Source organism: Bacillus paramobilis, from assembly GCF_038096195.1.
GTDB classification, from domain to species: Bacteria; Bacillota; Bacilli; order Bacillales; family Bacillaceae_G; genus Bacillus_A; species Bacillus_A mobilis.
Map to the genome: position 1 here is coordinate 2880134 of NZ_CP151108.1, position 25390 is coordinate 2905523.

A 25390-nucleotide genomic window follows, 5' to 3' on the forward strand; every position below is an offset into this window, starting at 1 on the left:
AACATCATTCAGTCCTCAAACATATTTTTAAAATTAATTTCACTTTATATTAAATAAATGCCAAATAGCCGTTCATAATGAACGACTATTAAGCATCTAACTAAAAATTTGAATGTTTTTCATGTTAATCTATTTTGTTTAATCCCGTTGAAGTAACTTGATAGATTCTTTTTTTGCCTATATATTCTTGTTTATTATTCTCAAGGTTAGTAAGTGTAGCCCGTGTCTTTTCATTTACTGCTTCCCCTTCTATATGGGTAAACTCGATATAATCTCCCACTTTGACTGGCACAGTTTGGCTTTCAGCAGTTTGCTGTCTATTTCCTAATATTTCCTTTTTGTACACAACACTACCGGATGAATTCTGTACTTTGATACTCGCATACGTATTATTAAAATAAGAATGTGGTACGCCTGCTTCTAAATCCACCTGCATTTTCTCTGTTACCCTATTATAATTTACTTTTGTAATTTCTCTATCACTATATCCTTTTAAAGACCAACTAAATTGATTTCCGTCTAAAACCGTTGTTTCTGGCATTTTTTCTACTTTCTTCAGACCTTCTTTTGTAACTTTGTACATTGCTTTTTTTCCAAAGCTTTCTTGTTTACTATTATCTACATTTGTTAAAGTAGCTCTATGCACACCTTCTAGATGTGTTAACTCAATATAATCTCCTACTTTAACTGGGACTTTTTGCGATTCAGCATTTTGTTGTTTGTTTCCATAAATGTCTTTCTTGTATACTACTTTGCCTGATGCATTTTGTACTTTAATATTCGCATATGTTTCATTAAAATAATGATGCGGTACGCCTGCTTTTAAGTCCACTTGCATTTCTTCTGCTGACTTATTGAAATTGATTTTAGCAAACTCGAAATCACTAATTCCTTTTAGTGACCATGCAAATTGATTTCCATCTAAAATTGTTACTTCTGGCATTTTTTCTACTTTTTTCAAGCCTTCTTTTGTAACTTCGTATATTGCTTTTTTTCCAAAGCTTTCTTGTTTAATGTTATCTACATTTGTTAAAGTAGCTCTATGCACACCTTCTAGATGTGTTAACTCAATATAATCCCCTACTTTAACTGGAACTTTTTGCGATTCAGCATTTTGTTGTTTGTTTCCATAAATGTCTTTATTGTATACTACTTTTCCTGATGCATTTTGTACTTTAATACTCGCATATGTTTCATTAAAATAGTGATGCGGTATTCCTGCTTTTAAGTCCACTTGCATTTCTTCTGCTGACTTATTGAAATTGATTTTAGCAAACTCGAAATCACTAATCCCTTTCATTGACCATGCAAACTGTTTTCCTTCTAAAATATTATTTGCATTAGGCACATCTGGTTTAATCGGATTAGAATCCGTCCCCTTCCAAATCTCTGCTGTTAAAATTGGATATCCTAATGCAGCCACATTTTGAATGGTATCATTATTTGGACGTAATCCCCACTTCTCAAAGAAAGGCATCAAATTTTGTTTGGCTACTTTTGATGCTGAGATCATAAATAATTGTTTTTTATTTTCATCTGTTTGTGGAAGTTCATCAGAAGGCATATCTCTATACAATTGATGCAGTTTAGGATAGAAGTCTTCTCCATATGCTAATTGTAGTTGCCAAAGCATAACAAGCTTAACAAAAGCATCACTAATTTCATCATAATTTTTATTAGATTGTTCTAAGTATTGAAATGCCTTAGTATAAGCACCCTCTTGTTGCAATCTAAAAGGTTGATTAGATGTAAATGCTTTTTCTACAGAAAGGCTGTAAATATTATTTTGTACTTCTGTCATATTATAAAACTTCCAAGGTGATTGCTGTCTCAAATGCCCTGCCTCATGCCATGGACCCCAACCATCTTTTATAAATTTATTAATATCTAACACGTATTGGATTGCGTCTCCCACATATGCGGTTCGATAAGAAGTTGCATACATATAATAATCAGGAGAATGATTTTCTTCTACGTAATGAATATAATGTTTATCTGCTTGTTCTTCAGATAATCCAGCTACTTTGTCTTGAATTCGAGTAGCTTCATCCATCTTTTTTAAGAGTTGTACAGGATCTGTATTAGAACCTAACAAATATTTCTTAACACGTGCCGGGCTGGCCGTAATTAATACACGTTCTCCTTTTAACTCCACTGCATGTGCATTTGGATATTGGTCCAGCATGTTTATTAAATCTTGTTTCGTATGTTTGCCTAGTTCAAAGAAAGGAGTAGTCGCTCCACCCATTGTGACTGTTGTTCGAATAGTGCCACCTTGTTGTTTATTATAAAAATAAATCATCCCCCCATTTGGAGATTGGATTGTGTTTATACCAGGTTTTAATGTAAATGATTTTATTTTAGAATCTTCTCTCCAAGAAGCATCATACGAATACGTTCCAATGTATGCTTGAATATTTTGATTTCCTTCTACATTAATCGTTATTTGTTCATTTGGCTTTGCATATAAACCAGTGGGTTCATATGGACTAAATGCCATACTTTTTCTTTCCTGTTGTTTCAGTATCTCAACATCCCCTTTTCCTGGGACTGTATATATTCTGTTTTCTGATTTAACTGACTTTTCCTCTTGCAGTGATGTCGATATTTTTTTTTGCTGCTTTGTTTCCTCTGCAGTGATATCTGTTGTAGAAATCATTGCAGTTGCAAGCATAGTTACTGTAGCGGTGGCTGCAAGTATTTTTCTAGTTTTATATTTTGCGTTATTCCCCATATTATCTCCCTCATTTTCCTTTAGTACATGTAAGGACTATTATTTTATTTATCATGTTTTTACATCAAAAACTATTTACGCTATTTATGTTGTATCTAATACTCTATTTTTTCTCATAATAGTCTCCTTTTCTTTATTTCTAATTGTTTATAAATGTTATTTGATGACACATAAAATAACAACTTTACGATAAACTCATCAATAACAACCTATTATGTTTTGATTTAGTATTCTTAACTTGCATCTAATTGTATAAAAGTATTCAATTAGGAAAATAAGAATATAAAGCTCACTAATCATAGATTAGGTTTTACGGAAAAATTCATAAAAATCATTCACCTTAAAAATTCAAACTTGTATAACTACTTTCTACATATAGGATTGAATTGTAAAAATATTTCAATAAAACAAAAGACAGAGGCCTGATTATACCTCCGTCTTTTCAATTTATAAAGAACAAAAAATCATTTTATAAATGTATAAATGCCCTTGCAACAAATACCGTATTCCGCTATTTTTTTGAAGAAACAGGATCCATTTTTAATATTTTTATCCCTTCTTTTAATGTAAACGCATCCGCTCTCAATGTTTTCCAACTATCTTTCGCTGCATTCAAATTAGGTTTTAGGAATTTGAATTTATTTTGATCCGCTTTTTGGGATGCTTTATCAATATGACTAAGCACTCCCGAATATTGAGAATCTAAATCATGCCATTGTGCAGACATATAGGTAAGTGCATTAATAGCCGATCCAATCGCATTGTGCATTTCATTAATATTATTATACGCAACACCAACTACACGATTTAATGTTACTTTATAATCTATAGTCTGACGTAATTGTGCTAACAATGGCTCTAACGTACCTAAATTATTTCTTGCTACCCCTATCATTACACCACCAGCAATCCACGTAGGAATTGAGGGGATTGATACAGTTATTATTCCATCTGATTCTACTTGTTTAAAATGTCTTACTTGCTCTAAAACTTCATTTAGGCGCTTTTCATCTTCATCAATTCCAGCTGCTTGGTTTTTCAGAATCGAATGCAAAATATCTTTATGACCTCCAAATGCCCTAACATCTTCTCCAATACTATCTCTTAACTTAGCTAGTTCTTGTATTAAATTCTGTGTATATGCTTGATTTTGTTTAATCTCACCTTGTAAATCTGTAATGCCTTCTTTTAATGTGTCTGCATCCCCTTCATTAATCGCTTCTACTAATGTGTCATAATAATTGTCGAATTTAGTATCATACTCTACAATCCCCGTCAGTGTATCTAAAAGTTGTTTTTTTATGTGTGAATCCCATTTCGTAGCATGCTCTCTTGCATTCTTTTGATCTTGTAGAATTTGACTAGGTAGATTTGTATATCCTTTAATGTCAATTCCTTCAAAGTTAACATCTGGGTTTATAATTAACAAATAAGAGTAATCATTCATAGATTTTGCAAATACCCCAGCATCTTGCAAAGCTTTTTTCATCTTTTCGCTGTTTACAGAAAGATATATATCTTCGGTACTAGTTTGTACTATTTTGCTTTCACTTGCGAAGGCTGCCACTGGAGAAACTACAGTAGTTGTTGTCAGAGTTAAAAACGTCGATACAGCAAGTAGTTTATAAGGAAAGTTTTTATTCATTCTAATTCCTCCTATACATATATATTGATTTTCAATTTGTTTTTTCTTGTTTAAAAGCAATGTCTTTTGAAATGAATTCTGCATCCTTATGAATATCATTCCAACTTTGTTTTGCAGCCTTTAAATCATCAGGTATTAAAGAAAGTTTATGTTCTTGCATTTGGTCGATATTATCATATAGATCTTTATAATTCGCTCCCATCGTATTCCATTGTTGCTGAATATTCGTTAGAGACATGATTGCTTGATCCACTGTTTGATACAAATATGTCAACGTGTCTTTTGTATTAGTAAGTGAAATAACTGCTTGGTTAGCAAGATCGGCTTTCATACTTAATTCTCCGATTTTATTAGAAATTTCATTATAAGAGTTCATATGATTAGATGCCGCAACACCAGCTGCTGTTCCTAAACCGATACCAGCTGCCCCTAGAGCTGTTAGACCACCAACAACAGCTGGTGTCGCTGTGCCACCGGTCACAACAATTACTACCGCTCCTGCAATCGTTCCAATAACTAAAATAGCTGCTCCTAATCCACCACCAATTGACCAGGCTAATACATTATCAAAATGAGCTTTCTGCGTAGAACGTAAATTCTCAATTTCGGCCTGAAGTTGTGGGACTAGTGCTTGTTTCCCCGCTAATATAGCCGTTAATCCCCCTTGTCCATCTGGACTTCCAACATTATTTTTAAAATCTACAGTATTTGTATACAACTTTGTTTTGAAAGCTTCTAACATCTTAATAACTTCCGTAACTTCATTTGAATTTGTATGAATTGTACCGATTAAATCCCCTATTCCTTCTTTGAGGCCTGCCTTATCTTTCTTTTTTACAGTATCTACTAGTGTGTCGTAATAATTTTGAAATTGTTCATCATAATTTACAATATTACGTGCTGTCTTTTGAATGTTTGGCTTCGCTGTATCTAACCAGTAATTTGCATTGATTCGTGACAGTTCCTGATTCAGGTGAATGTTTTTGATTAATTCTCCCCCTCCTGAACCTAATTCAATGTTGGATAAATTTACATTCGGTTGCTTAATCATTGTTTTTGCGTACAAATCCATTACAAGAATATGAGAGCCTGTTTCAGCCAATACTTTCTTTAACCCTTCAGGTCCTAACGCATAACTTTCTATTTGCTGTTCTTGTGCTGTCTGTTCTTGTGCAAGTGCATGAATAGTACTACCATTCGTAGCAGTTATAACCGTTGCTAAAGTGGCCAAAGTTATGACCTTAAATGGAAATTTCATTATTTGATTCTCCTCCTTATTTTCAGTTGCATTATAATTTTTTGTTAAACCTGATTTCTTAATATTAAAATTTATCAACTTGTTCTTCGAGTTGATTTGTTACATTCTTTAGTCGTCTTAATGTATCTTTTTGAGACTGAGTGTTATTCGTATCAACTTCATTCGATAATTTTGTAATACTATTATTTATTAAATTCAAATCCTCTTTATAACGTTTCATTAGCTCAATCTCTCCATCTACTTGATTAGCAAATGTATGCAAATCATTTTGCATGAAAAGAATCATTGATTTTTGTAAATCTGCTACTGTTAATTTAGTTGTTAAGTCATATAATTTTTGATTTTGTTTCTCTAAATCATTTAAATATGCTCTTTGCTCTGCTGTTAGTTTATTAATTTCGGCAAAGGTACTATATGTTTTTTTAATTTTTTCAGGATCAATCACTTTCATAAGATCATACTCTTTCGTTTTTGTGACTGCAGCTGCAGCAATTTCACCTTTTTTACTTTTCTCTATCGCTTCACGTGCTTCTTTTTTGGCAGCTTCAATTTCTATAACTGATTTTCCCTTTTCTGTTGCTTCTTGCTCTGCTTTCTTCTCTGCTTCTACAATAGCATTGTTTATTTCTTTTCCTTTGTTATACGCCACTACTGCGGTTTGAGCAGCCGGTTCAATGATATCTTTTGATAGACTATAAATTTCTTGGAATACCTTTAGCCCTTGTTCATTTAAAGCTCCTGGTAATAATGCTATTTGCTGTAAATCATTTTGAATTGATTTTTTTGTATTTAGCATTTCATTTTTTAACTTGTCTATTTTTCCTGTTCCCTCTGAACTAAGTACACTCTGTGCTTTTACCACATCTGTATCAAGATTTTTCAGTTTCTTATCTACCTGTAGTTTAAGATCTGTTAACTCATTAATCTGACGTTGCACGTTTTCTTGGTTTGTTATAGTCATATCTTGAAGAACTTCCAGTCTATCTAAAAACCCTTCTTTATCTTCCTTATTATCTACAAACCCTTTTAATGTTGGATAATAGCTATTAAATTTGGTTGCAAATCCTTTGCTTTTTGAATTTAATAGAATTAATTTTGGATATAGTTCTGATGACCACTCTTTCATATCTTGTTTAATTAGAAATTGAGTTGTATTTAAAGATGGAACTTCTTCAAGTTGCACATTCGGACTTGCTAAGGCTCCGTCTATAAAGGTTTGTGTTAATTTGGAGTGTGCACCTATTTTTCGTAATGCTGAGGAAATATCTATATTTTCTTGTGTCGTTTCTGCCTGAACGGTTGGCGTTGCGAGAGTATTGATAGGAATAGTCGCTCCAGTAACGATTGATGTTATTAAAAATCCTGTCATAATTTTATTCTTCATTCCGTACACCTCTTCACTATTGTTTTTTACAGTTTTAATCGTAAATATTGTACAACCTAACGTTAAGATTTCTTCACACATACTTGAGGATAGAGATTTTTTCAAAAAAGTAATTCCATCTCGTTTTTTATTTATTTTTGAAAGAATATAAGGACCTTACTTCCCCCTCATTTTAAACACTATGTTTTTCATAAGTAAACCTGAAAATCACATTGATTAAATTTGATTTTTCAGATATTTATTATTCAAATTATAAAATATTATATTTAAAAAAGTTAAATCCCAATTTCATTTCATAAAGTGAAATAATTATACTATGATAATTAAACGTAAAAATCCTTTTATTCACCAAAACCTATATCAAGCCCTCACCCAAAAATAATTTCAATATAATTTAATAGTGATTGACACATATGTGTCTTTTAGATGGATATGTAAAATTACATATCCATCTAGGAGTAACTAGCATACATACGCCAATAAAATTATTATCGTATAAATAATATTATTGTTACTACGAACACCACAGGAGAAAACTCCCCTCATGCACTCTAGGGGATAGAATGTCTATCTAATAAAATTTTTCACTTATATACTTTCTATTCATTATAGAAATACAAAAAAGGGATTCTTTTCACATGAAAAGAATCCCTTTCTAGGTTCATATTTTCAATTACGTTACATAAAGAATTGAGAAATTATCATTTAAGAGCCTTAACTATAACTTCAGTTGCCTCTGCAATGAGTTGATTATCATAAGTAGCTTCTTTCTCATCTTTACTAGATAAAATTGCAATAATAATTGGTGCTCTATTTGGCGGGCAAATGATAGCAATATCATTTCGTGTCCCATAACTTCCAGCACCTGATTTATCTGCAACTATCCAGTCAGTTGGAACGCCTGCACGAATAAGTTTGTCTCCTGTAGCATTTCCTTTCATCCACTCTGTAAGAATGTTACGTTTATGAGCTGGAAGCGCATTTCCGACCGTTAAAGCTTTCAGATTCGTAGCAATTGCTTTCGCTGTACTAGTGTCACGAATATCTCCTGGAATAGCCTCGTTTAACTCTGTCTCAAAGCGATCAGCCATAGTAATCCGATCACCCATCTGTCTAAGCGCTTTTTCATATCCTTTAGGTCCACCTATTTTATTAAATAAAATGTTCCCTGCAGTATTATCACTGGTACGAACGGCGGCCTCAGCAATTTCTCCTAGTGTCATTCCGGTATCTACATGTTTCTCTGTAACAGGTGAATATTCCACTAAGTCGTCTTTCGTATAAGTGATAACTTCATTTAATTTATTAGTTGAGTTTTGCTGTAGTAATACCCCTGCCGCTAAAGCCTTGTAGGTTGATGCAAAGGCAAACCTTTCGTTAGGTCGATAAGAGATTGTTTGATTTGTACCAGTATCAATCGCAAATACACCTAATCGAGCATCAAATTTTTTTTCAAGTTGAGAGAATTCTTTATGCGTCGCCTGATGTTTATGTTTCACTTGTCCTTTCTTTTCTTTCGCTTCAACTTGCAGTGCCCCTCCTGTAAAAGCTTCTAGGGTTGTAAGGCTTAAACCTAATATACCAACGCATATACCTATTTTTAGCATCCTATTGTTTTTCAAAATCATCATTCCTTTCAAATTTTCAATACTGAAAACAAGTAGTAAATTCAATACAATGTATCTATTTGAATACCTGTTTTTATACGTACACATAATAGACCATCTAAGAAACAAGTTTGTTCCATAAATTTAAAACCTTTTTTAACTAGTAACCAAGATATTAACAAAAATAAGAGATAGCAACTATGATAGCTACTAACTCTTATTTCAAATCTTACTTTTTCTTTAACTTATAAAGGCTTTTATATAAACAGGAACTCTTCCCCTGAGAAAAGTACACAAATTATTAATGGTTTTGATTCGAACTCTCTGTACTAGCAGTTTCACCTTGTATACGTTGCTTTTTCAAATCAAAGTATACATCTAAAACTTCCTTTCCAATTATAGAATTAATACCATTTTTATCATCATGAAGCCATGGGACTACTACTGAGAATGCTACTTCTGGATTATCATATGGGGCGTATCCAACTAACGTTAAGTTGTAACATTCCATACGTTCCCCTTTCGCATTTCTACCAATTGGATCATCTCCACCATATACAGTTTGAGCTGTCCCTGTCTTTCCTGCTGGTTTATATGGAGCATTTTTGAAATATTTCACGCCAGTTCCATCACCTTCTTGGAATACCCATCTAAACCCTTCTTTTATTCGATTAATATGTTCTGTCTTCATATCAATTCGATTTAATACGACAGGCTCTATAGAGCGTATAACTTTGCCAACCTCTTCTTCTTTTATTGATTGCTCTCGTATTTCTTGTACAATTTGAGGTTGCATTCTATAACCTCCATTAGCAATCGTTGAAATATATTGCGCCAATTGCAACGGTGTATACGTATCATACTGCCCGATAGAAAAATCTAGTAAAAACCCAGGCTGACTATCTACTTTTCTAGTTTGTCCAATTATTTCATTCGGTAAATCAATACCTGTTGGGACACCTAAACCAAATTGCTTGAAATAATAACGCATCGTATCAAAGGCTCCTTGTTTAATATCCAATGAGCCATTTGGTACGTAATTAACTCCCGCAATTTTTAAAGCTGTCTGGAACATGTATACATTCGAAGATACTTGTAGAGCTCGTAAATCATTAATATTACCAAATCCGGATACATTCCACGATTTCTTAGCTTGTGTACCTTTAAATTTCATAGGTGCATCATAAAATTGATCTCCTGGATGTATTGCCCCTGTCTCATATCCAGTTAATAAAGTAGCACCTTTTACAGCTGACCCTAGCTCATACGAAGTTGTCATGTTGCCTAATGCCAAATCCTCAATCTCTATTTTCCCTTCTTTTTCTACAATCTTTTTGCCTGCCATAGACAAAATCTGGCCATTATTTGGATTCGTCATGACGACAAAAGCTCGGTCCAACAGTGGCTCTGAACTCTTAAAAGCTCTCAAGTTTTTCTCTATACTTTCTTCCACTTTCTTTTGTAATTCCATATCAATCGTTAATGTTAAACTATTTCCACTTTTCCCTTTAGAAATTACTTCTGTGTTTATAATGTTTCCTGATTTATCAGTAATGTTTTTCACTTCTTCTTTTGTACCGTGTAATACATCTTCATATCGTTGTTCAATATAACTTTTTCCGACACGATCATTACGGTTATATCCACGTACCAAATAAGAATCTAAATTTTCTTTTGGTAAACCTTCTTCGCTACTCGTAATATTTCCTAATACGGAACGAAATAAATTACCGTTTACATAATTACGTTCCCAATCAACTGTTGCATCTACCCCTGGAAACTCCGCAAGATTTTCACTTATTCGCGCATACTCTTGATCTGTTACATCTTTTTTTATAATTTGTGGTGTTAGTTGATAACCTGAACTCATTTTACTTTTAATAGCTAACACCTTTAAATCTTGTGTTGTTAATTCTGCCAATTCAGCTTCTGTAACGCGACTTCGTCTTAAGTCTTCAATTTTTTTATCTAACTCTTTTCCCTCTATTCTCTTATCTTTTAACTTTTCTATATCTTTTTTAGTAATCTTTGTATCAGCACGTTTCGTATTCAACTGCATCCAAAAATCTTTTTTATCGATATCTGTTAATTTATTTATATCTTGTTCGGGCATTTCAAGTACTTTCGCTAAATCTTTTGCTGTTTTTAAAATATCGTCACTCGTAACCCCCTTCACCCTTGTATACGTAATTGTGCGAAGAGACTTATTATTAACAACTGTTTTCCCTTCTCGATCTAGTATTTGTCCACGCGGAACTGGAATACTAGTTATTGCATTTTGACTGCTTTCCACTTGATTCTTATAAGCCTCTCCCTCTACGATTTGCACTTTTCCTAGCTGCATAATAATAACTGAGAATAGTAAAAATATGCAAAGGAACATTATATTTAATCGAATAGATATATACGTCTTGTTCTTTCCTTTTTGTTTTTCCATAAATCCTCCATTTAATTCCTTATATGTTACATACCGATGACCGATTATAAATATCGTTTCGACTTTTTTGCTAAATCCTTGTTAGCACCCATCCCTTTTCGTTTAGCTACGTAATTCATAACTCTCCTTTCCTGTTTTCTCTCTATTTTTTGTCGCTAGCATTAGAAATGCTAAACTATATAATGGCCCATATAAAACTTACACATAGATTTGCTAAAAACTTTTCATACTGATTATTCCTTTCTTCATGCTGTAATACTTAATAGACAACCTAAATAATAAAGTTGTTCCACATTTACAAAAAAAATAATTAACTATAAGATGAAATAAGCTAAAAAGGGAGGGTTTTATGTTACATACAAAAATAAAAAGATGGAGATTTATATCGATTCTTTCTATTGTAGGTTTGATATTAATAATTTTGTTAAAAAGCCATTTCTTTTCAATTACTATCGAAACTTCTTCGGCCGAAAGAGGACAAATACTTGATCGAAATGGTGTAATACTAGCTACAAATAAGAAAGTTAAGTCTCTATATTGTACTTTTAATGATGAGAAGCTATCGAAACAAGATACAGCGAACACATTAGCTTTTTTCAATCAATTTTCAAGCGAGTTTCAACATGACATTTCTACAGAGGACATAAAATCTCAATTACAACAATCTTGTAAAAAGCAGACTATGAATGATATACCGTTATACTCTGACATAACTGAGAATGAACTTGCATTCATAAACAAAAACAAACCCAATAATGTAATAATCAAAGATGAAGTGATTCGATATTATCCTAAACGTGAAATTGGTTCACAGGTAATTGGGTATGTAGAAAATGACCTTAATTCAAAGCATTTGGCTATTGGAAAAAACGGGATTGAACTGCAATATGAAAATGATTTAAAAGGAAAACCCGGAAAAACTCTTATTTTTAAAGTGAATAATAAAAAGTTCTTATGGAACATGCAAAAAGTACACAAAGGAAAAGATGTCCGGCTAGCTTTAGATTCTAAGTTGCAGCAAAAAACAGAGGAAGCATTAAGATCTCAAATTAAGAAAACACCTGATGCTAAAGCTGGTTATGCTGTAGTGAGCGATGTAAAAACTGGCGCAATTTTAACTATGGCCAACTCGGCAGTTTTTGATCCAAATATATTACATACACATGTATCACCTAAAAAAGAAAACATAAAATCACTTTCGCAAAATAAAGCAATTCAAAAATTAAAGTATGGTGAATCTTATGTAAATATGGCTTCTACTATAAAGCCACTTACTATTTTAATTGGATTAAACGAAAAGCTTTTTCAACCTGAAGATACTTATTTAGATAAGGGTACTTTTCAGTATGATAATCAAAATAACATTACGAATGCACCTGGAACGCCAACAGGTGAGATTACACCGAGGCAGGCTATCATTAATTCATCTAACACATTTATGACAGCAAAAGTAGCTTTGCCCTTATTCAACCAAAATAATGGGAATATAGAAAAAGTGGCACATATATGGACAGAGTATTTAAAGCAATTTGGCCTTCGTTCTAAAACTGGGATTGATTTACCCTTTGAAGAAGACGGACAATATGAATTCCATCCTTCTAATAAGTTTGAAAATGGAATCTCCGCCTTATTAAATGCCTCTTGGGGAGGAAATGAAGTACACACTCCTCTTCAACTTGCTCAATATGCAGCAACTTTAGCAAGTAAAGGTGATAAATATAAACCTCAAATCGTAAGTGCTATTATTGATCAAAATGGTAAGGAAACAAAAAAGTTTAAACCAATTTTAGAAAGTTCAAATCGTTACCCTGTGAAATTTTGGAGTGTCGTGCAAGGTGGAATGAGTCAAAATATAGAGGAAATTAAAAACTTACCCTTCCATGTCGCAGGTAAAACAGGCATAACAGGTGCTCCGAATGAGCAAGAAAGAATGATAAACCATTCTCTTTTCATTGCATATGCTCCTACCGAAGATCCACAAATTGCCGTTTCTGTCGTTATTCCTGGTAGTAATTCAGAAAAAAACATTGCTGCTCTCGTTACATCAGAAATTTTAGAGTATTGGAATACTCTTCAATAAGAGAATAAAAACAAAGAGGAAGGTTCATTAAAGTGAACCTTCCTCTTTACCATATAGAATCTATATTTATTATTTTCCATATACCTTCATTACTCTTTTCGAACATAAATGAATATTTAATATCAGTTAAAACATACTCTTTTTGTACATATCCAGTATTACCGTTAATAGTCGATATTTTTATATATCCATTATTCTGCACTTTTTCTGGAATCCAAGCTTTTACCATTTCATTAGATACTTCATATAAAACTTGTGATTCTCGCTTTGGTTCAGCTAAAATTTCCGTTTTATTTCCAGTAACCGTTGCATATATATAATGCGCTTGCTTTGGTTGGTTACTTTCTGTCAATCCACTTGGTACTTTGTATGATTGCTTTGTATCATTTGTAAACTCTCCCCCCATTGTAAGAGCAACTTGCAACTCATGAAAAATATCTTCATCAAATTTCAATTCATCCTTCTTATAACTCTTCCCTTTAAATAGAACTTCATCATTTAACGCTCTATACAAGTCATTTTCATTTTTTGAATTTGTACTTTGATATAATTCATTCATAAATTGTTTTAATGTTGGATCTTGAGCAGACTCATCTTTAGTTTTAGGCTTAATTTGTGTACTACTTTGGACAGGTGATTTATTATCATCAAGCCATGGTTGTTGAACGATAACAAATAACATTGTACAAACAAAAACAACTATAATAGGCAGACCTTTTTTACGAAACGGTCTTTTATGTTTTACAAGATCCACTTCATTATTTTCATATATAGACTGCTTTATTTTAAAAATAAATTCTTCTTCATCGTTACGATTCTCCATTGGACCTTTTTTTAATTTACTATACCAGTCAGGATTTTTTTTATTGTTCATCACTACTACCCTCCCCTATTAATTTTGAAACCTTACTTCTCGCTCGGCTTAATCTAGATTTAACAGTTCCAATGGATACCCCTAGTGTTTCAGCCATTTCTTCATAAGATAATTCATATTTTGCGTCTAAAATAATTATTTCACGGTGTTTTTTAGGTAGTTTTAAAACAACATCCCACACTTCATTCATTTCCTCTTGCTTAAAAAATTCTTTTTCTGCCGATGGAGATTGCTTATCATCACTAAAAAAACCTACTAATGATATCCTTTTAAAATAGGAGGATTTCAAATAGTTTATTGCTGTATTTCTTGTAATTTTTAATATCCACGTTTTAATAGATGACTCCTTTCGAAATGAATTCCAATTTTTAAATACCTTTATAAACACATCTTGCGTGATATCATCTGATAAGTGTGGATCTTTCGTAATAATAAATGAATAATTCCATACATCTTGCCAATAGTCTTTTATAACATAGTCAAGCTCATCATGAATACACTTTTCAATAAACGTCTCTTCCATTTCCACACCTCGAACTTATTTGAATAAAGATAAAACTGCCCTCACTTTTATTATGGTTTCAATATATAGACAAGATACAAGTTTCATTTGTTCCATTGTTTATCTTTTTTTGATAGAAAAATCCTCCTAAAAATGTAAAGGTGTCCAATTACTTTCATAAAATAATCATCTATATATTCTTTTACATGACAGGCTCCTAACAACAAGTAAAGCATACAATGTTAAAAATACACTCAAAAAAAAAATCTGATTATTATTTTTTCATTTCACGCAACACTCCACTTGTATCACCTTTTTTCTTAGAGCATACTTATTTGTGTGCTCTATTTATGTTTTACTAAATAACTGTTTTGTTACAGTTTAAAATTCCCCTCCCTTGTCCCTTTCAATTTGTTTTACTCTTCTATTTACTATTAGCAATACCAACCTTTCAAAAATGAAAACAAAGATGGGTTATCATCTTTATTCAGCCACAACGAAAAAGCATTCTCGATTAAGGAGAATGCTTTTTCGAAACTTAATTGTTCTTTGTATTGCTCACTTTACACCTCCGTGTTAAGCAAACAATGAATGTAGTAAAAAATTTCACCTTATAGTTACTTATTATTTCTGAAAAACATGTTTTACTTTTTCGCCTGGAACGTTACTCCCCCCTCTTCCTTTTACATCTTCGATCATCATGGTAACAATCATATCGGGCGCATTTGCATCAAAAGCTGCAAACCATCCAAGTTCTTTTCCGTCTGCTTCTTTCGACTCCTTCAGTTCTGCTGTACCGGTTTTACCAGCAAGAGTTATACCATCAACCTTAGCAATTCTCCCCGCGCCATCAGGGTCATTAATGACTTTTATTAATGCGCTCTTTAATATCTCTCGATTCTTTTTAGAAACCACATTTTCTTTCCAATTCCCCGCTACTTTTGTTTCTTTTAAAAGATGAGGCGACGGAATATTCCCTTCATTCACAATCGGTGCATATGTTAATGCTAAATGAAGTGGTGTCATTAATACTTGTCCTTGTCCATATCCCGTGTCTGCTAGTTGAATATCATTTTTTATCCCATCTCTTGCAATGATTGAAATAGGAAATTCGTATTCGATTGGTAATTTTTCATGAAATCCGTATTTCTTAAATTCATTTACATACTGATCTTTTCCCATTTTCAAAGCTTGTTGAGCAAAATAAATATTATCAGAGTATTTCATTGCCTTATCAAAATCAATTGGACTAGCTTCCTTCACACGTGTTACATAATAATTTCCCCAAGATGAATCTTTTGTCCACTTTAATCCTTGAATTTTAAATTCTTCCTTAGGGTTTATAGTGTTTGTTTCCAAACCAATTGCACCAGTAATCGTTTTAAATACGGAACCTGGTACAAATGCTTGTGTGAAACGATTCATCATTGGTAGTTTCGAGTCGTTATTCCATGCTTCTCGTTGGGCTTTTGATGCTCCTCTAACTATTGTATTTGGATTATAAGCAGGGCTACTTACAAGTGCAATTGTTTCACCCGTTTTCGGATTGACCGCTGCACTAGATCCTGCTTCATTTTTCATCTCATTAAAGATTTTTTCTTGAATTGCAGCATCAATTGTTAACGTAACATTTTCCCCAGCTTTTGCTTCTTTTTTTGCTATGTTTTTAATCTCTTTCCCGTTCTCATCTTCCATAAATACGCGTCCACCCTTTTCACCACGTAATTTATTCTCTAATACTTTCTCTAAACCGGTCTTACCTACTAAATCATCTGCATGATAACCTTTTTTTTGAAGCGATTTTAACTCCTCTGCATTCACCTTTCCTATATATCCTGTTAAGTGTGCCGCTGCTTCTCCTAATGGATACGTACGAATATTTACTGGACGAGATGAAACTCCTTCTAATTCAATATAATCATTCTGTCTAGTTCCCTCTTTTAATATACCAATTGGTACAAAGGAGTCTGGTTTTATCCATTTCGCTGAAAGCTTCTGATCGACCTCTTCTGTAGACATATCCAGTAACTGTGCTACTATTTCTTTTGTTTGTGCTGCCGTTTCGCCTAGTTTCTCCGGAATAATTCCAACCTCAGTCGCTTTACCATTCGTTGCTAGACCTTTCCCATTTCGATCGTATATTTCTCCACGTTTTCCTTGTTCTGTTTGCATACGTACTTTGTAATCTTTTTTCATACCTGGAAAAATGAAATCTGGTGTCCAATCTATTTTCCAAGATTCTTTTTCTTTCACAAGTTTTGCTTCATGGATAAATGAAGCTGTTCCTCCATCCGTATCCATCTTAACTTCAAAAAGAAAAAGTTCTTTATCTTTAGCATTCTCTCCTTTCGTTTTAATTTTTAAATCCTTAACTCCAATACCCTCATAGATTTTTTGATATTTCTCGGTGAATTCCTTTTTAGAAATCGTTTTTTGGGCATGTTCTGATAAATGATCATACATATTTGCGAATTTTTTATCATTCCATAAATTTATATATTCTTCAAATGCTTGTTTTGGCGGTTCGTTTTGATTACATCCTACCAACATAACTGCGAAACAAATGAAAAACAGCATCCATAATTTTTTCAATTCAATCTTCTCCCTTAATTAAAAATCATTATTCCTTTCTTAATTTATTAAATAAAAAATGTTTCAACGCTTAATAGACATTGTAAGTAATGACATTGTTCCATATTTACAAAAAAATTTAATTTATGATTAAGCTGCATTCGAAGGGGAAGATTTTAAAATTCTTACAAATAAAAAAGCGGACCTATTTAGCAATCGGTGTCATTATTAGTGCTGTTTTAACAATTTTATTTAAAATACCTTTTAGTTTGAGTTCTCCGCTCTTATCTTTTTTGTAGATATTTGAAACAAAAAAGACCCCTTATACTAAGGGTCCTACAATAGAAAATAACTAAGTATAAACAATAAAAAGAATTACTGAAAGTATAATTTATAGGCGCTTTATATCCTTCTATTTCGCATCAAAACCCCTGCGCTGTATGCGACAGGGGATTCGATGCCTTCATTCTAAAGCTTATTTAGAAGAGTCATGTACAGGCAAACTACTAAAAATCAATTCAGCAACTTTTACATATCCTTTTGAGTTTGGATGAATTAAATCCGTAGACCAAAGCGTATTATCATTTACTAAATGATGATTCCAAAAATCAACATGATGAAGCTTATACTCTCTACTCAATGAAAGAATAATTTCATTTGCCTCTAATAATTGTTCTTTTAACACTTGTTTTTTTTCAGAAGAAATAGGAAGCCGAACTGTAAAATCTGGAAGGTTTGCTATAATAATATCAGCATCTGTTTTACTTAATGTATCTATCATAAATTCCATTTCGTTCTTATATTCTTGATGATTCCAACGTCCTTTTAATACATCATTTGCACCTGCAATTAAACTAACCAAATCTGGATTAAACGTTAATGCCTTTTCCAATTGCTGTGAGCGAATTTCTTTAGTTACTAACCCACGCTTTGCAAAATTAGCATATTCTATATCGTTTACACAGAGTTGAACAAAGTGATCTACCCAGCTTTTTAATGCTATTCCCTCAACTTCATCCCCTATGCCCTCTGTAAAACTATCACCAATCGATACAAATCGCTTCCACATATGTAGTCCCCCTTTATTATTAACCATATCTATACTATACAATAGCTCACACCGTAATTGTTATTTCTAAGTGGTTTTTGATTTCAATTATATTCCACTTTACTATATTTACATTTAGAATCCAAAATTGACCGATTCCCAATATACTTAGGAATCGGTCATATTCGTATATTTACTAAAGAGATAAAATCTCTCTAGTCATTATACTTTTTTCAAAAAATTTGTTGTTCTTTGTTTTGCCCAGTTGATACATTTCTTTTCGATTAAATGATACGAAACTATAGAAAAAAGGAGTGTCATTGTAATGCACAAAGTAAGAAGGAATAAGATAGATATCTTTGTATACAAAAGTTTAAATAGTACCATCATGATTGGAAAATGACACAAATAGATACTGTATGAAATTTCTCCTAAATATACAAACACACTCTTATTTAAAAATGCTTTTACTTTTAGATTACTCATGGCCATTATAATAAATATACTAACACCCATTACGACACCCCAATCTTTTAATAAGAAAGTAGTATCATTACGGGAAATACCATAAATTAAAATGGAATATAAATATAAAATAACCCCTAGTGCAATAAGAAATCCTTTATTAATTTTTTTCATATTCCTATATGAGTAGATAAGTTTTTCCTGATGTTTAAAAAGTAACATCCCAACCATAAACATAGATGTAAAATGCAGTGTATCAGCATAACCATTATAAAACCCCTCAGCTTTCCCAATATGCAACATATTAAGAAAAACATTAATTAAAGAAAAGCTCAAAGCAAATAGTATCGTTTTCTTCCAACTCAGTTTATAAAAACGAAGGAATAAGAAAGGAAACACAATAGATATACGCATTTCTTGAGCCAATGACCAGATAACTGGATTATAATTTTCCGTAAAAAAGTTATTAAGAAGCACAAAATGGTTTATAATATCTAATTTTGTTATAGAACCTTGCCACCTATCATAGAACCAATCCCGTAGTCCTACCACTTCATACGGTGAAAATAAAATAAATAAAGCAAAGGTAATGATTATCCAAAAATAATAAGGGATATAGATTCTTACAAATCTCTTAATTAAATATCCCCAATAATTTGTTTTTGAATGGTAAAGTGCCATAGATAACACAAAACCACTGAGTACATAAAAAACGATTACAGCTTCTCCACCCGCCCATAAAATCCTAAGAGGGGAAAATTTAATAGAATTAGGCAACGATGGTAGCATTAAACAAAAATGTCCAAATACCACGGTAAGTGCTGCTAACCCTCGTATGGAATCTAATTCTTTTATTCTCTTACTCATAAAATGTTCTCCTTGTAAATTGTAAATTTTGCTGTTCATAAAAGCCACTATACAAATGTAGTGGGAGAATTGTACATATTGTTTCTTTAAATTCCTAATATAAGCAGTACAAAGTTAATTTGACCTCCATTTCTTTATATACATAATTTAAAACAAAATATTTAATACAAAGAAAAGATTTTATTAAATTTTTATAAAATCTAATTACAGAAATACGTACCGGATATTAATTTTTTATTGTCATTTGATGGAATAGTGGGTGGTTTTTCATCATGTAACTTTATGAAACTAACCTTGCACCTGAACCCTTTAAATCGAAAGATTCATAATAAACGCCATCCTTTCTGTATATTTCTACAAAAAGAATAGCGTTTTTTAATTTATGGAAACAAATGTATGTTAGCTTTTTACTATATCAACCGCACTATCCCACATACCATTAAAGAAAGATCCGATTTTACGCATAAATCGTGTAAACCAATTTGCTTGTTCTACATCAGATTTTGTTACAAGGTCTATTTGTAATGATTTACCTGATAAGAACCCAGGATCTGTATTATCTTTAGGCGAGATAATCATTTTACTTATTGTTACACCTTTTTTAATAGGAGCTTCTTGTTCTTTATTTGATACTTTAAATTCTTTTTTATAAACATCTTTATTGCCCTTTGGCATTGGAAGTGAAACAGCTTGCTTCGTTTGAACTACTACATCTTTGTCTTTCGCATTTGCAACTCGCAAAGTTTCATGCCCTTTTACTACTGAATCTTTTCCGTAGATATTCTTCACTTCAAAATTCGCAAATCCATAATCATATAATTTCTTTGTTTCATCAAAACGTGCTGTATGAGAGTTTGCTTTTATTACTACAGAGATTAGACGCATACCGTTTCTTTCTACTGTACCAGTGAAGCAATCACCGGCTTCTGGAGTAGTTCCTGTTTTCAACCCATCTACACCTTCGTATTGCTTAATTAAACCTTTTAACATCATGTTAAAATTCACCATATCAATTGGATACTTGCCACCCTTTTGGAATGTTTTTTTGGGTATTTTTGCTGTATCTAACATTTTTGGAAAATCTCGAACGAGACGTTGTGCTAAAATCGCACAATCTCTTGCGGACATTTTATTTTTCTCGTCTGGAGTTGTCCCTTCTGGATGATGTCCTTTTAAATCATAGTTTGTTAAGCCAGTAGAGTTTACAAATTTATAATTTTTCATTCCAAACTCTTTTGACTTATCATTCATCATTTTCACGAAATCGGCTTCTTTTCCAGCAATTTCTTCAACTAAAGCGATTGTTGCACCATTTGCAGAGTAAATTGCCATTGCCTCATATAACTCTTTTACTGTATAAGAGCCACCATTTTCTAATGGAACGTTTGATAATGAGCGATCTTGTGAAATCTTATATGCATATTCAGAGATTTTAACTTTTTGATCCCATTTAAGTTTTCCTTTATCCACCGCTTCATGAACTAAGTATTCACTCATCATTTTTGTCATACTAGCAATTGCTAGTGATTCATCCGCATTTTTTTCATATAAAATTTTTCCGGAATTTGCTTCTACTAAAATTGCTGATCCTGCTTCTACGTCTAAAACAGGAACTGTTTCCGCTGATGCTCTTCCAGATGTAACAATTATGCTACAAAATAGTGTAAGCACTGTTACTATTGCAATAAATCTCTTGCAAAACATACCTTTCACTTCTGTTACCTCCAATATCTTTGTACTCAAAAAAAGCGTTATTCTAACATAATCCTTCAAAAAATAGACAGCGATATCAAATTCTATATACATATAAGACATTAGGACGACTTTCATATAAATCATCTCATCCCACCCTTTTAGGCACACTGACACTTAGTATTCCCACACATATCCCTCTTTTTAATACCTTTGTATTTTTCAAAATGATTCGTACTTTCATATTTTTTAGGATTACACTTAATAGACAATATAAGTAATACATTTGTTCCACATTTATAAAAAATAAAACCAGTGTGTCCCGATTAAATTTTGAGGCACACTGGTTGCTAAACTTACTATCGTTTCTTCCATTATTCATATCAATGAACTCTCCCTCATTCTATTAATTATTTTATAAAAATAAAAAAATTAACTTATCAGTATCATGCCTACTATGAATGACCTATTTGAATTATTAACTTAAAAAGTTTCTTAAGTTTAAAAAAAAGCTTATGGAACCTTTCATTCCATAAGCCATTCTATATGATCGGATGTTCAACAATAAAGGATATCCAACCTTCTTTATATTCTGCATGTATATTACCATTATGAAGTTCAACAATTCTTTTTGAGATAGCGAGTCCCAGTCCATTTCCTTGATTATCTTTTCTTGCCTTATCACCCCTGAAAAATCTCTCAAATAATTTATTTGGATCGCTAACAGGTGGTTTCTCAGCTTTATTTGATACTTTCAAAATTGCCTTATTATCAATTACATCAAGACATATTGATAATTCGGATGGCTTCATGCTGTAATTTATCGCATTCATAAACAGATTTTCATAAACACGTACCATTTTTTCTACATCCATGAAAATAGGTATTGATTCTTCCGTTATTGATTTTTGAACAATTAAACTTTCCTTTTCAAATATAGGAGTGTATTCCCCAACTATTTGCTCCAATAAACCCGATAAATCAACTTCATTAAAGTTTAACTTGGCATCGTTGTCTGATAAACGGGTATACTCAAATAATTCATCAATTAGATATTTCAATCTCTGTGATTTTGAATAAGTGGTTTCGAGATATTCCTGTAATTGTGCTTTACTGTCGTATTGCCTTCTTTTTAATAAATCTACATAACCGATAATAGATGTCAATGGTGTGCGTAAGTCATGAGATACGTTGGTTATGAGTTCATTTTTTGTACGTTCCAATCGTCTTTCCTGTTCAAATGTATTCTCCAATTCCTTGGACATGTAATTAATATTTTGAGCAAGTTGAGTCAATTCGTCTTTTCCCTCGATCTCAATTGTCAAACCCAGTTTTCCATTGGCAATATCATTCACATTATCAGAAATGAGCTTCAAATATACTATTTTCTTTCGAACCAATATTAAAAAAATGATTATAAAAGTAAAGATCGCTAACGCGAATATAAGAAATGTAAGTATATTATTTTCAAATGCACTAAGATTATCAAGATAGTGATTTAGAGTTAATGGAATTATGATATATATAAAAGTGAGGATTGTTAAACCAAACGAAACAAAAAAACTAACTGCAACAGCACCAAGAAGTTTTATAATTATCTTATTTCTAAACCTAACCTTCTTCATATTTTGTACCCAATCCCCCAAACAGTTTTAATATAAATTGGATGTTTAGAATCTTCTTCAATTTTGTCTCTTATTTTTGTAATATGTACCATGACGGTATTATCCGATTTATAAAAAACCTCTTTCCAAACTGCTTCATATATTTTTGCAACACTCAGAACAATTCCTTTGTTACGAGCAAGTAGTTCGAGTATATCAAACTCTTTTGGAGTTAGCCTTACTTCCGTGCCCCTTATCCATACTTGACGTGTATCTGTATTTACAGTCAAATCACCAATTTCTAGTATACTTTTATTATTATCTGCATTTGTATTATATTTTTTAAACCTTCTTAATTGGGATTTTACTCTAGCGATTAACTCCAACGGATTAAACGGTTTTGATAAATAATCATCGGCACCAGAGGCTAAACCCTGAATCTTGTCTATATCCTCTGATTTTGCAGAAAGCATGATAATAGGCATATTTCTTTCTTCCCTAATCTTCATACACGCTTCAATACCATCCATATTTGGCATCATAACATCCAAAATAATAAGATCGAATCGCTTTTCTTCTAACAGTTCTAACGCTTCAATAGCATCTTCAGCCTTTTGAGTTTTCAGACCTTCATTTTCCAAATATACAGAGATAAGATTTCTAATCTCTTTATCATCATCAACAATAAGAATTTTTGACTCCATATGATTCCTCCACAATTTTCTCGTATTGAACAACTAAAGGCATAAGCAAGTGGTACATTTTTATACGCCTTTTTGTAAACCTCTAATTGAAAGAACAAAAATAATATAATCAGTATAAAAGATAACGTCTTACAATTTTCTTGAGATCCATTTACAATTAATATTTTTTTCTCCATAAAATTTAACTTTTAATAAAAAATAATTGCTTTATGACTCCTTATTTTAATTAATTTTTTTATTACACCATTATTTTATAAAACTTATAAAAAGAAAAAATATCCTCTTCAATACGATCTTAAAGGATATTCTTTTGCAAATCTCATTTTTTACTTGTTACTTATTTTCACCAGTTTTTCTCCTTGTTCTAAAAGTGTTTCATAGTCATTATTCTCTTTAATTTCTTTAATTTTATTTTCAATTGTGGGTGTATTATTTATATTAAAGTACGTATTTAATACTTCATATGGTGTCTTTCCTTGTTTGATTGCACTATCTTCAATAGCTTCTTTCCATGGTATATTTGCTTTATCCATGCTTAATTCAAGCGCTGAACCAGTCTCATATTTCATATTCCGTTCTAAAAACTTTGGAGATTCTGCCTGTCCATTAGCAATAAAGTTGAACGCCTCCATAAAAGTAACATGATATGGCTTCTGTTTCTTTGCAAGTACCATAAGATTTCCACCAGTTAAATTACTATATCGATACTCTAAGTATCGTGCTGAACCTTCTATCGCTTCCGTTTTTGTTTCTCCAATTAATTGAGGCCATTTTTTCAAGCGATAGTTACGTACAATTGTCCAATCATATAATACCTTATTAATACTTTCTGGGTTCATATCAATCATCGCTTTATCTAATAACTTAAATTCTAATCCCATTAGCGCGTAATTTTCTTTATTACTCGGATATTCGTAAATAAACTCTCTACCATTTGCATCATATGTCCAATCTTTTTGTTTATAAGCATGAAAAGCTTCATGTAATAAGAAAGACGAAAAATCAAAATATAAATCTGGATTACTAAACATTTTAGGATAATATTTTAAATAAAATACATCCATATCGTTCATATTTATTGTCCCAAAGTTCCAAGGAATCCAGGTAGAAATTGTTCTAAAATCAAAACGAGTTAAGCGATAGACTTTAGGTAAATGCAGAGAATTGGGAACTTTTATTTCTTTTGCAAAAATACTATTTTCTAATCCCGTTACATTAACTGCATAAGCTTCTTGTCTAAAGAATCCCCCGTCTTTATTACTACGTATCAGAACCAATGGCATTTTTTCGAAGCGATAATCTTCATTCCAAAGTTTATCACTCGATTCTTCGAAGCTCTTATAAATAGTATATAATTCTTTTAACATGTTTTGATCTGTGTTATCTAAAGACTTAAACTCAGTATGATATGTTTTATTTAAAATTATGCTTCCCAACATACTTCCTATAAATATTACTAATAAGATTAAAATTACCTTTAAAAATTTTTTCAACATACACTCCTTTTCTAAAACGATAATCCTTATGATGAATAAGGTTTACAAGTTTTATGTTAATTAACACTTTTTTGGTGCAGGCCTAATTTGAAATAATAACTACAATAGATACCATGAATACAAGGTAGTTATTGTAGTTAACAATTTATATTGGATGATAATTCAATTTTATTGTAAGGGATAGTGCAATCGTTCCTACAAATGAGGATAAATTAGTACTCAATGTAGGAACGATGCTATCTGGCCCCTTCATGATTAAGATATAGAAAGAATAGTATTTTTCTCTTTTAATTGCTTATACATATCTTCTTGTAAGTTATAGATGAAATGGCCCCCTACTTGTATTTACTTTTCTTCTAACACTTTCTGCCGCTCATTGCTGCATATTTATATCTCAAATTCACTTTCTATTTTGCTTACAT

General features: G+C 32.0%; 16 protein-coding genes. 1 reads left to right on the top strand and 15 read right to left on the bottom strand.

Features of this window, described 5'->3' with window-relative positions:
• Positions 1-124: 124 nt before the first annotated feature.
• The 6 genes from AABL52_RS14890 to AABL52_RS14915 form a co-directional block, all read right to left on the bottom strand.
• Positions 125-2734 carry a putative mucin/carbohydrate-binding domain-containing protein gene (locus AABL52_RS14890; RefSeq protein ID WP_341517804.1) on the bottom strand — a complete coding sequence of 870 codons (2610 nt, stop codon included), beginning with the start codon at positions 2732-2734 and terminating at the stop codon, positions 125-127.
• A 511-nt stretch (positions 2735-3245) separates the two neighbouring features.
• Positions 3246-4379, bottom strand: coding sequence for an HBL/NHE enterotoxin family protein (locus tag AABL52_RS14895; protein WP_341517805.1), 1134 nt, complete (start codon positions 4377-4379; stop codon positions 3246-3248).
• A 31-nt stretch (positions 4380-4410) separates the two neighbouring features.
• Entirely contained in the window at positions 4411-5640 is a 1230-nt protein-coding gene (locus AABL52_RS14900) for an HBL/NHE enterotoxin family protein (protein WP_341519725.1), read from the bottom strand.
• A 61-nt stretch (positions 5641-5701) separates the two neighbouring features.
• Entirely contained in the window at positions 5702-7021 is a 1320-nt protein-coding gene (locus AABL52_RS14905) for an HBL/NHE enterotoxin family protein (protein WP_341517806.1), read from the bottom strand.
• Between the two features lie 701 nt (positions 7022-7722).
• Complete coding sequence (gene bla / locus AABL52_RS14910; RefSeq protein WP_423250480.1) at positions 7723-8649, bottom strand: class A beta-lactamase Bla1; 927 nt, start codon at positions 8647-8649, stop codon at positions 7723-7725.
• Positions 8650-8929: 280 nt separating this feature from the next.
• On the bottom strand, positions 8930-11065 hold the full coding sequence (locus AABL52_RS14915; RefSeq protein WP_341517807.1) for a peptidoglycan D,D-transpeptidase FtsI family protein: 2136 nt from the start codon (positions 11063-11065) through the stop codon (positions 8930-8932).
• A 349-nt stretch (positions 11066-11414) separates the two neighbouring features.
• On the opposite strand from AABL52_RS14915, the gene AABL52_RS14920 reads away from it, so the two are divergent.
• A complete protein-coding gene (locus AABL52_RS14920; RefSeq protein WP_341517808.1) occupies positions 11415-13145 on the top strand; it encodes a peptidoglycan D,D-transpeptidase FtsI family protein in 1731 nt (576 codons plus the stop codon).
• Positions 13146-13191: 46 nt separating this feature from the next.
• Here AABL52_RS14920 and AABL52_RS14925 read toward each other — a convergent pair whose 3' ends face one another.
• The 9 genes from AABL52_RS14925 to AABL52_RS14965 all read right to left on the bottom strand — a co-directional run bounded on the left by AABL52_RS14925 (position 13192) and on the right by AABL52_RS14965 (position 24965).
• Positions 13192-14019: an SH3 domain-containing protein gene (locus tag AABL52_RS14925; RefSeq protein ID WP_341517809.1), complete on the bottom strand. Its 828-nt coding sequence runs from the start codon at positions 14017-14019 to the stop codon at positions 13192-13194.
• Positions 14009-14542 (bottom strand): RNA polymerase sigma factor, encoded by a 534-nt coding sequence (locus AABL52_RS14930; protein WP_048546904.1) that lies wholly within the window; start codon positions 14540-14542, stop codon positions 14009-14011. The genes AABL52_RS14925 and AABL52_RS14930 overlap by 11 nt, the downstream gene beginning before the upstream one ends.
• A gap of 603 nt (positions 14543-15145) precedes the next feature.
• A complete protein-coding gene (locus AABL52_RS14935) occupies positions 15146-17113 on the bottom strand; it encodes a penicillin-binding transpeptidase domain-containing protein (protein WP_341517810.1) in 1968 nt (655 codons plus the stop codon).
• 454 nt (positions 17114-17567) lie between these two features.
• On the bottom strand, positions 17568-18188 hold the full coding sequence (locus AABL52_RS14940) for an SGNH/GDSL hydrolase family protein (RefSeq protein WP_116480648.1): 621 nt from the start codon (positions 18186-18188) through the stop codon (positions 17568-17570).
• A gap of 174 nt (positions 18189-18362) precedes the next feature.
• Positions 18363-19511: an acyltransferase family protein gene (locus AABL52_RS14945; protein WP_341517811.1), complete on the bottom strand. Its 1149-nt coding sequence runs from the start codon at positions 19509-19511 to the stop codon at positions 18363-18365.
• Between the two features lie 360 nt (positions 19512-19871).
• Positions 19872-21185: a D-alanyl-D-alanine carboxypeptidase family protein gene (locus AABL52_RS14950; protein WP_033658848.1), complete on the bottom strand. Its 1314-nt coding sequence runs from the start codon at positions 21183-21185 to the stop codon at positions 19872-19874.
• A 521-nt stretch (positions 21186-21706) separates the two neighbouring features.
• Positions 21707-22789, bottom strand: coding sequence for a sensor histidine kinase (locus tag AABL52_RS14955; RefSeq protein ID WP_341517812.1), 1083 nt, complete (start codon positions 22787-22789; stop codon positions 21707-21709).
• Entirely contained in the window at positions 22786-23472 is a 687-nt protein-coding gene (locus tag AABL52_RS14960; RefSeq protein ID WP_341517813.1) for a response regulator transcription factor, read from the bottom strand. The genes AABL52_RS14955 and AABL52_RS14960 overlap by 4 nt, the downstream gene beginning before the upstream one ends.
• Positions 23473-23798: 326 nt before the next feature.
• A complete protein-coding gene (locus AABL52_RS14965) occupies positions 23799-24965 on the bottom strand; it encodes a hypothetical protein (protein WP_341517814.1) in 1167 nt (388 codons plus the stop codon).
• Positions 24966-25390 lie beyond the last annotated feature (425 nt).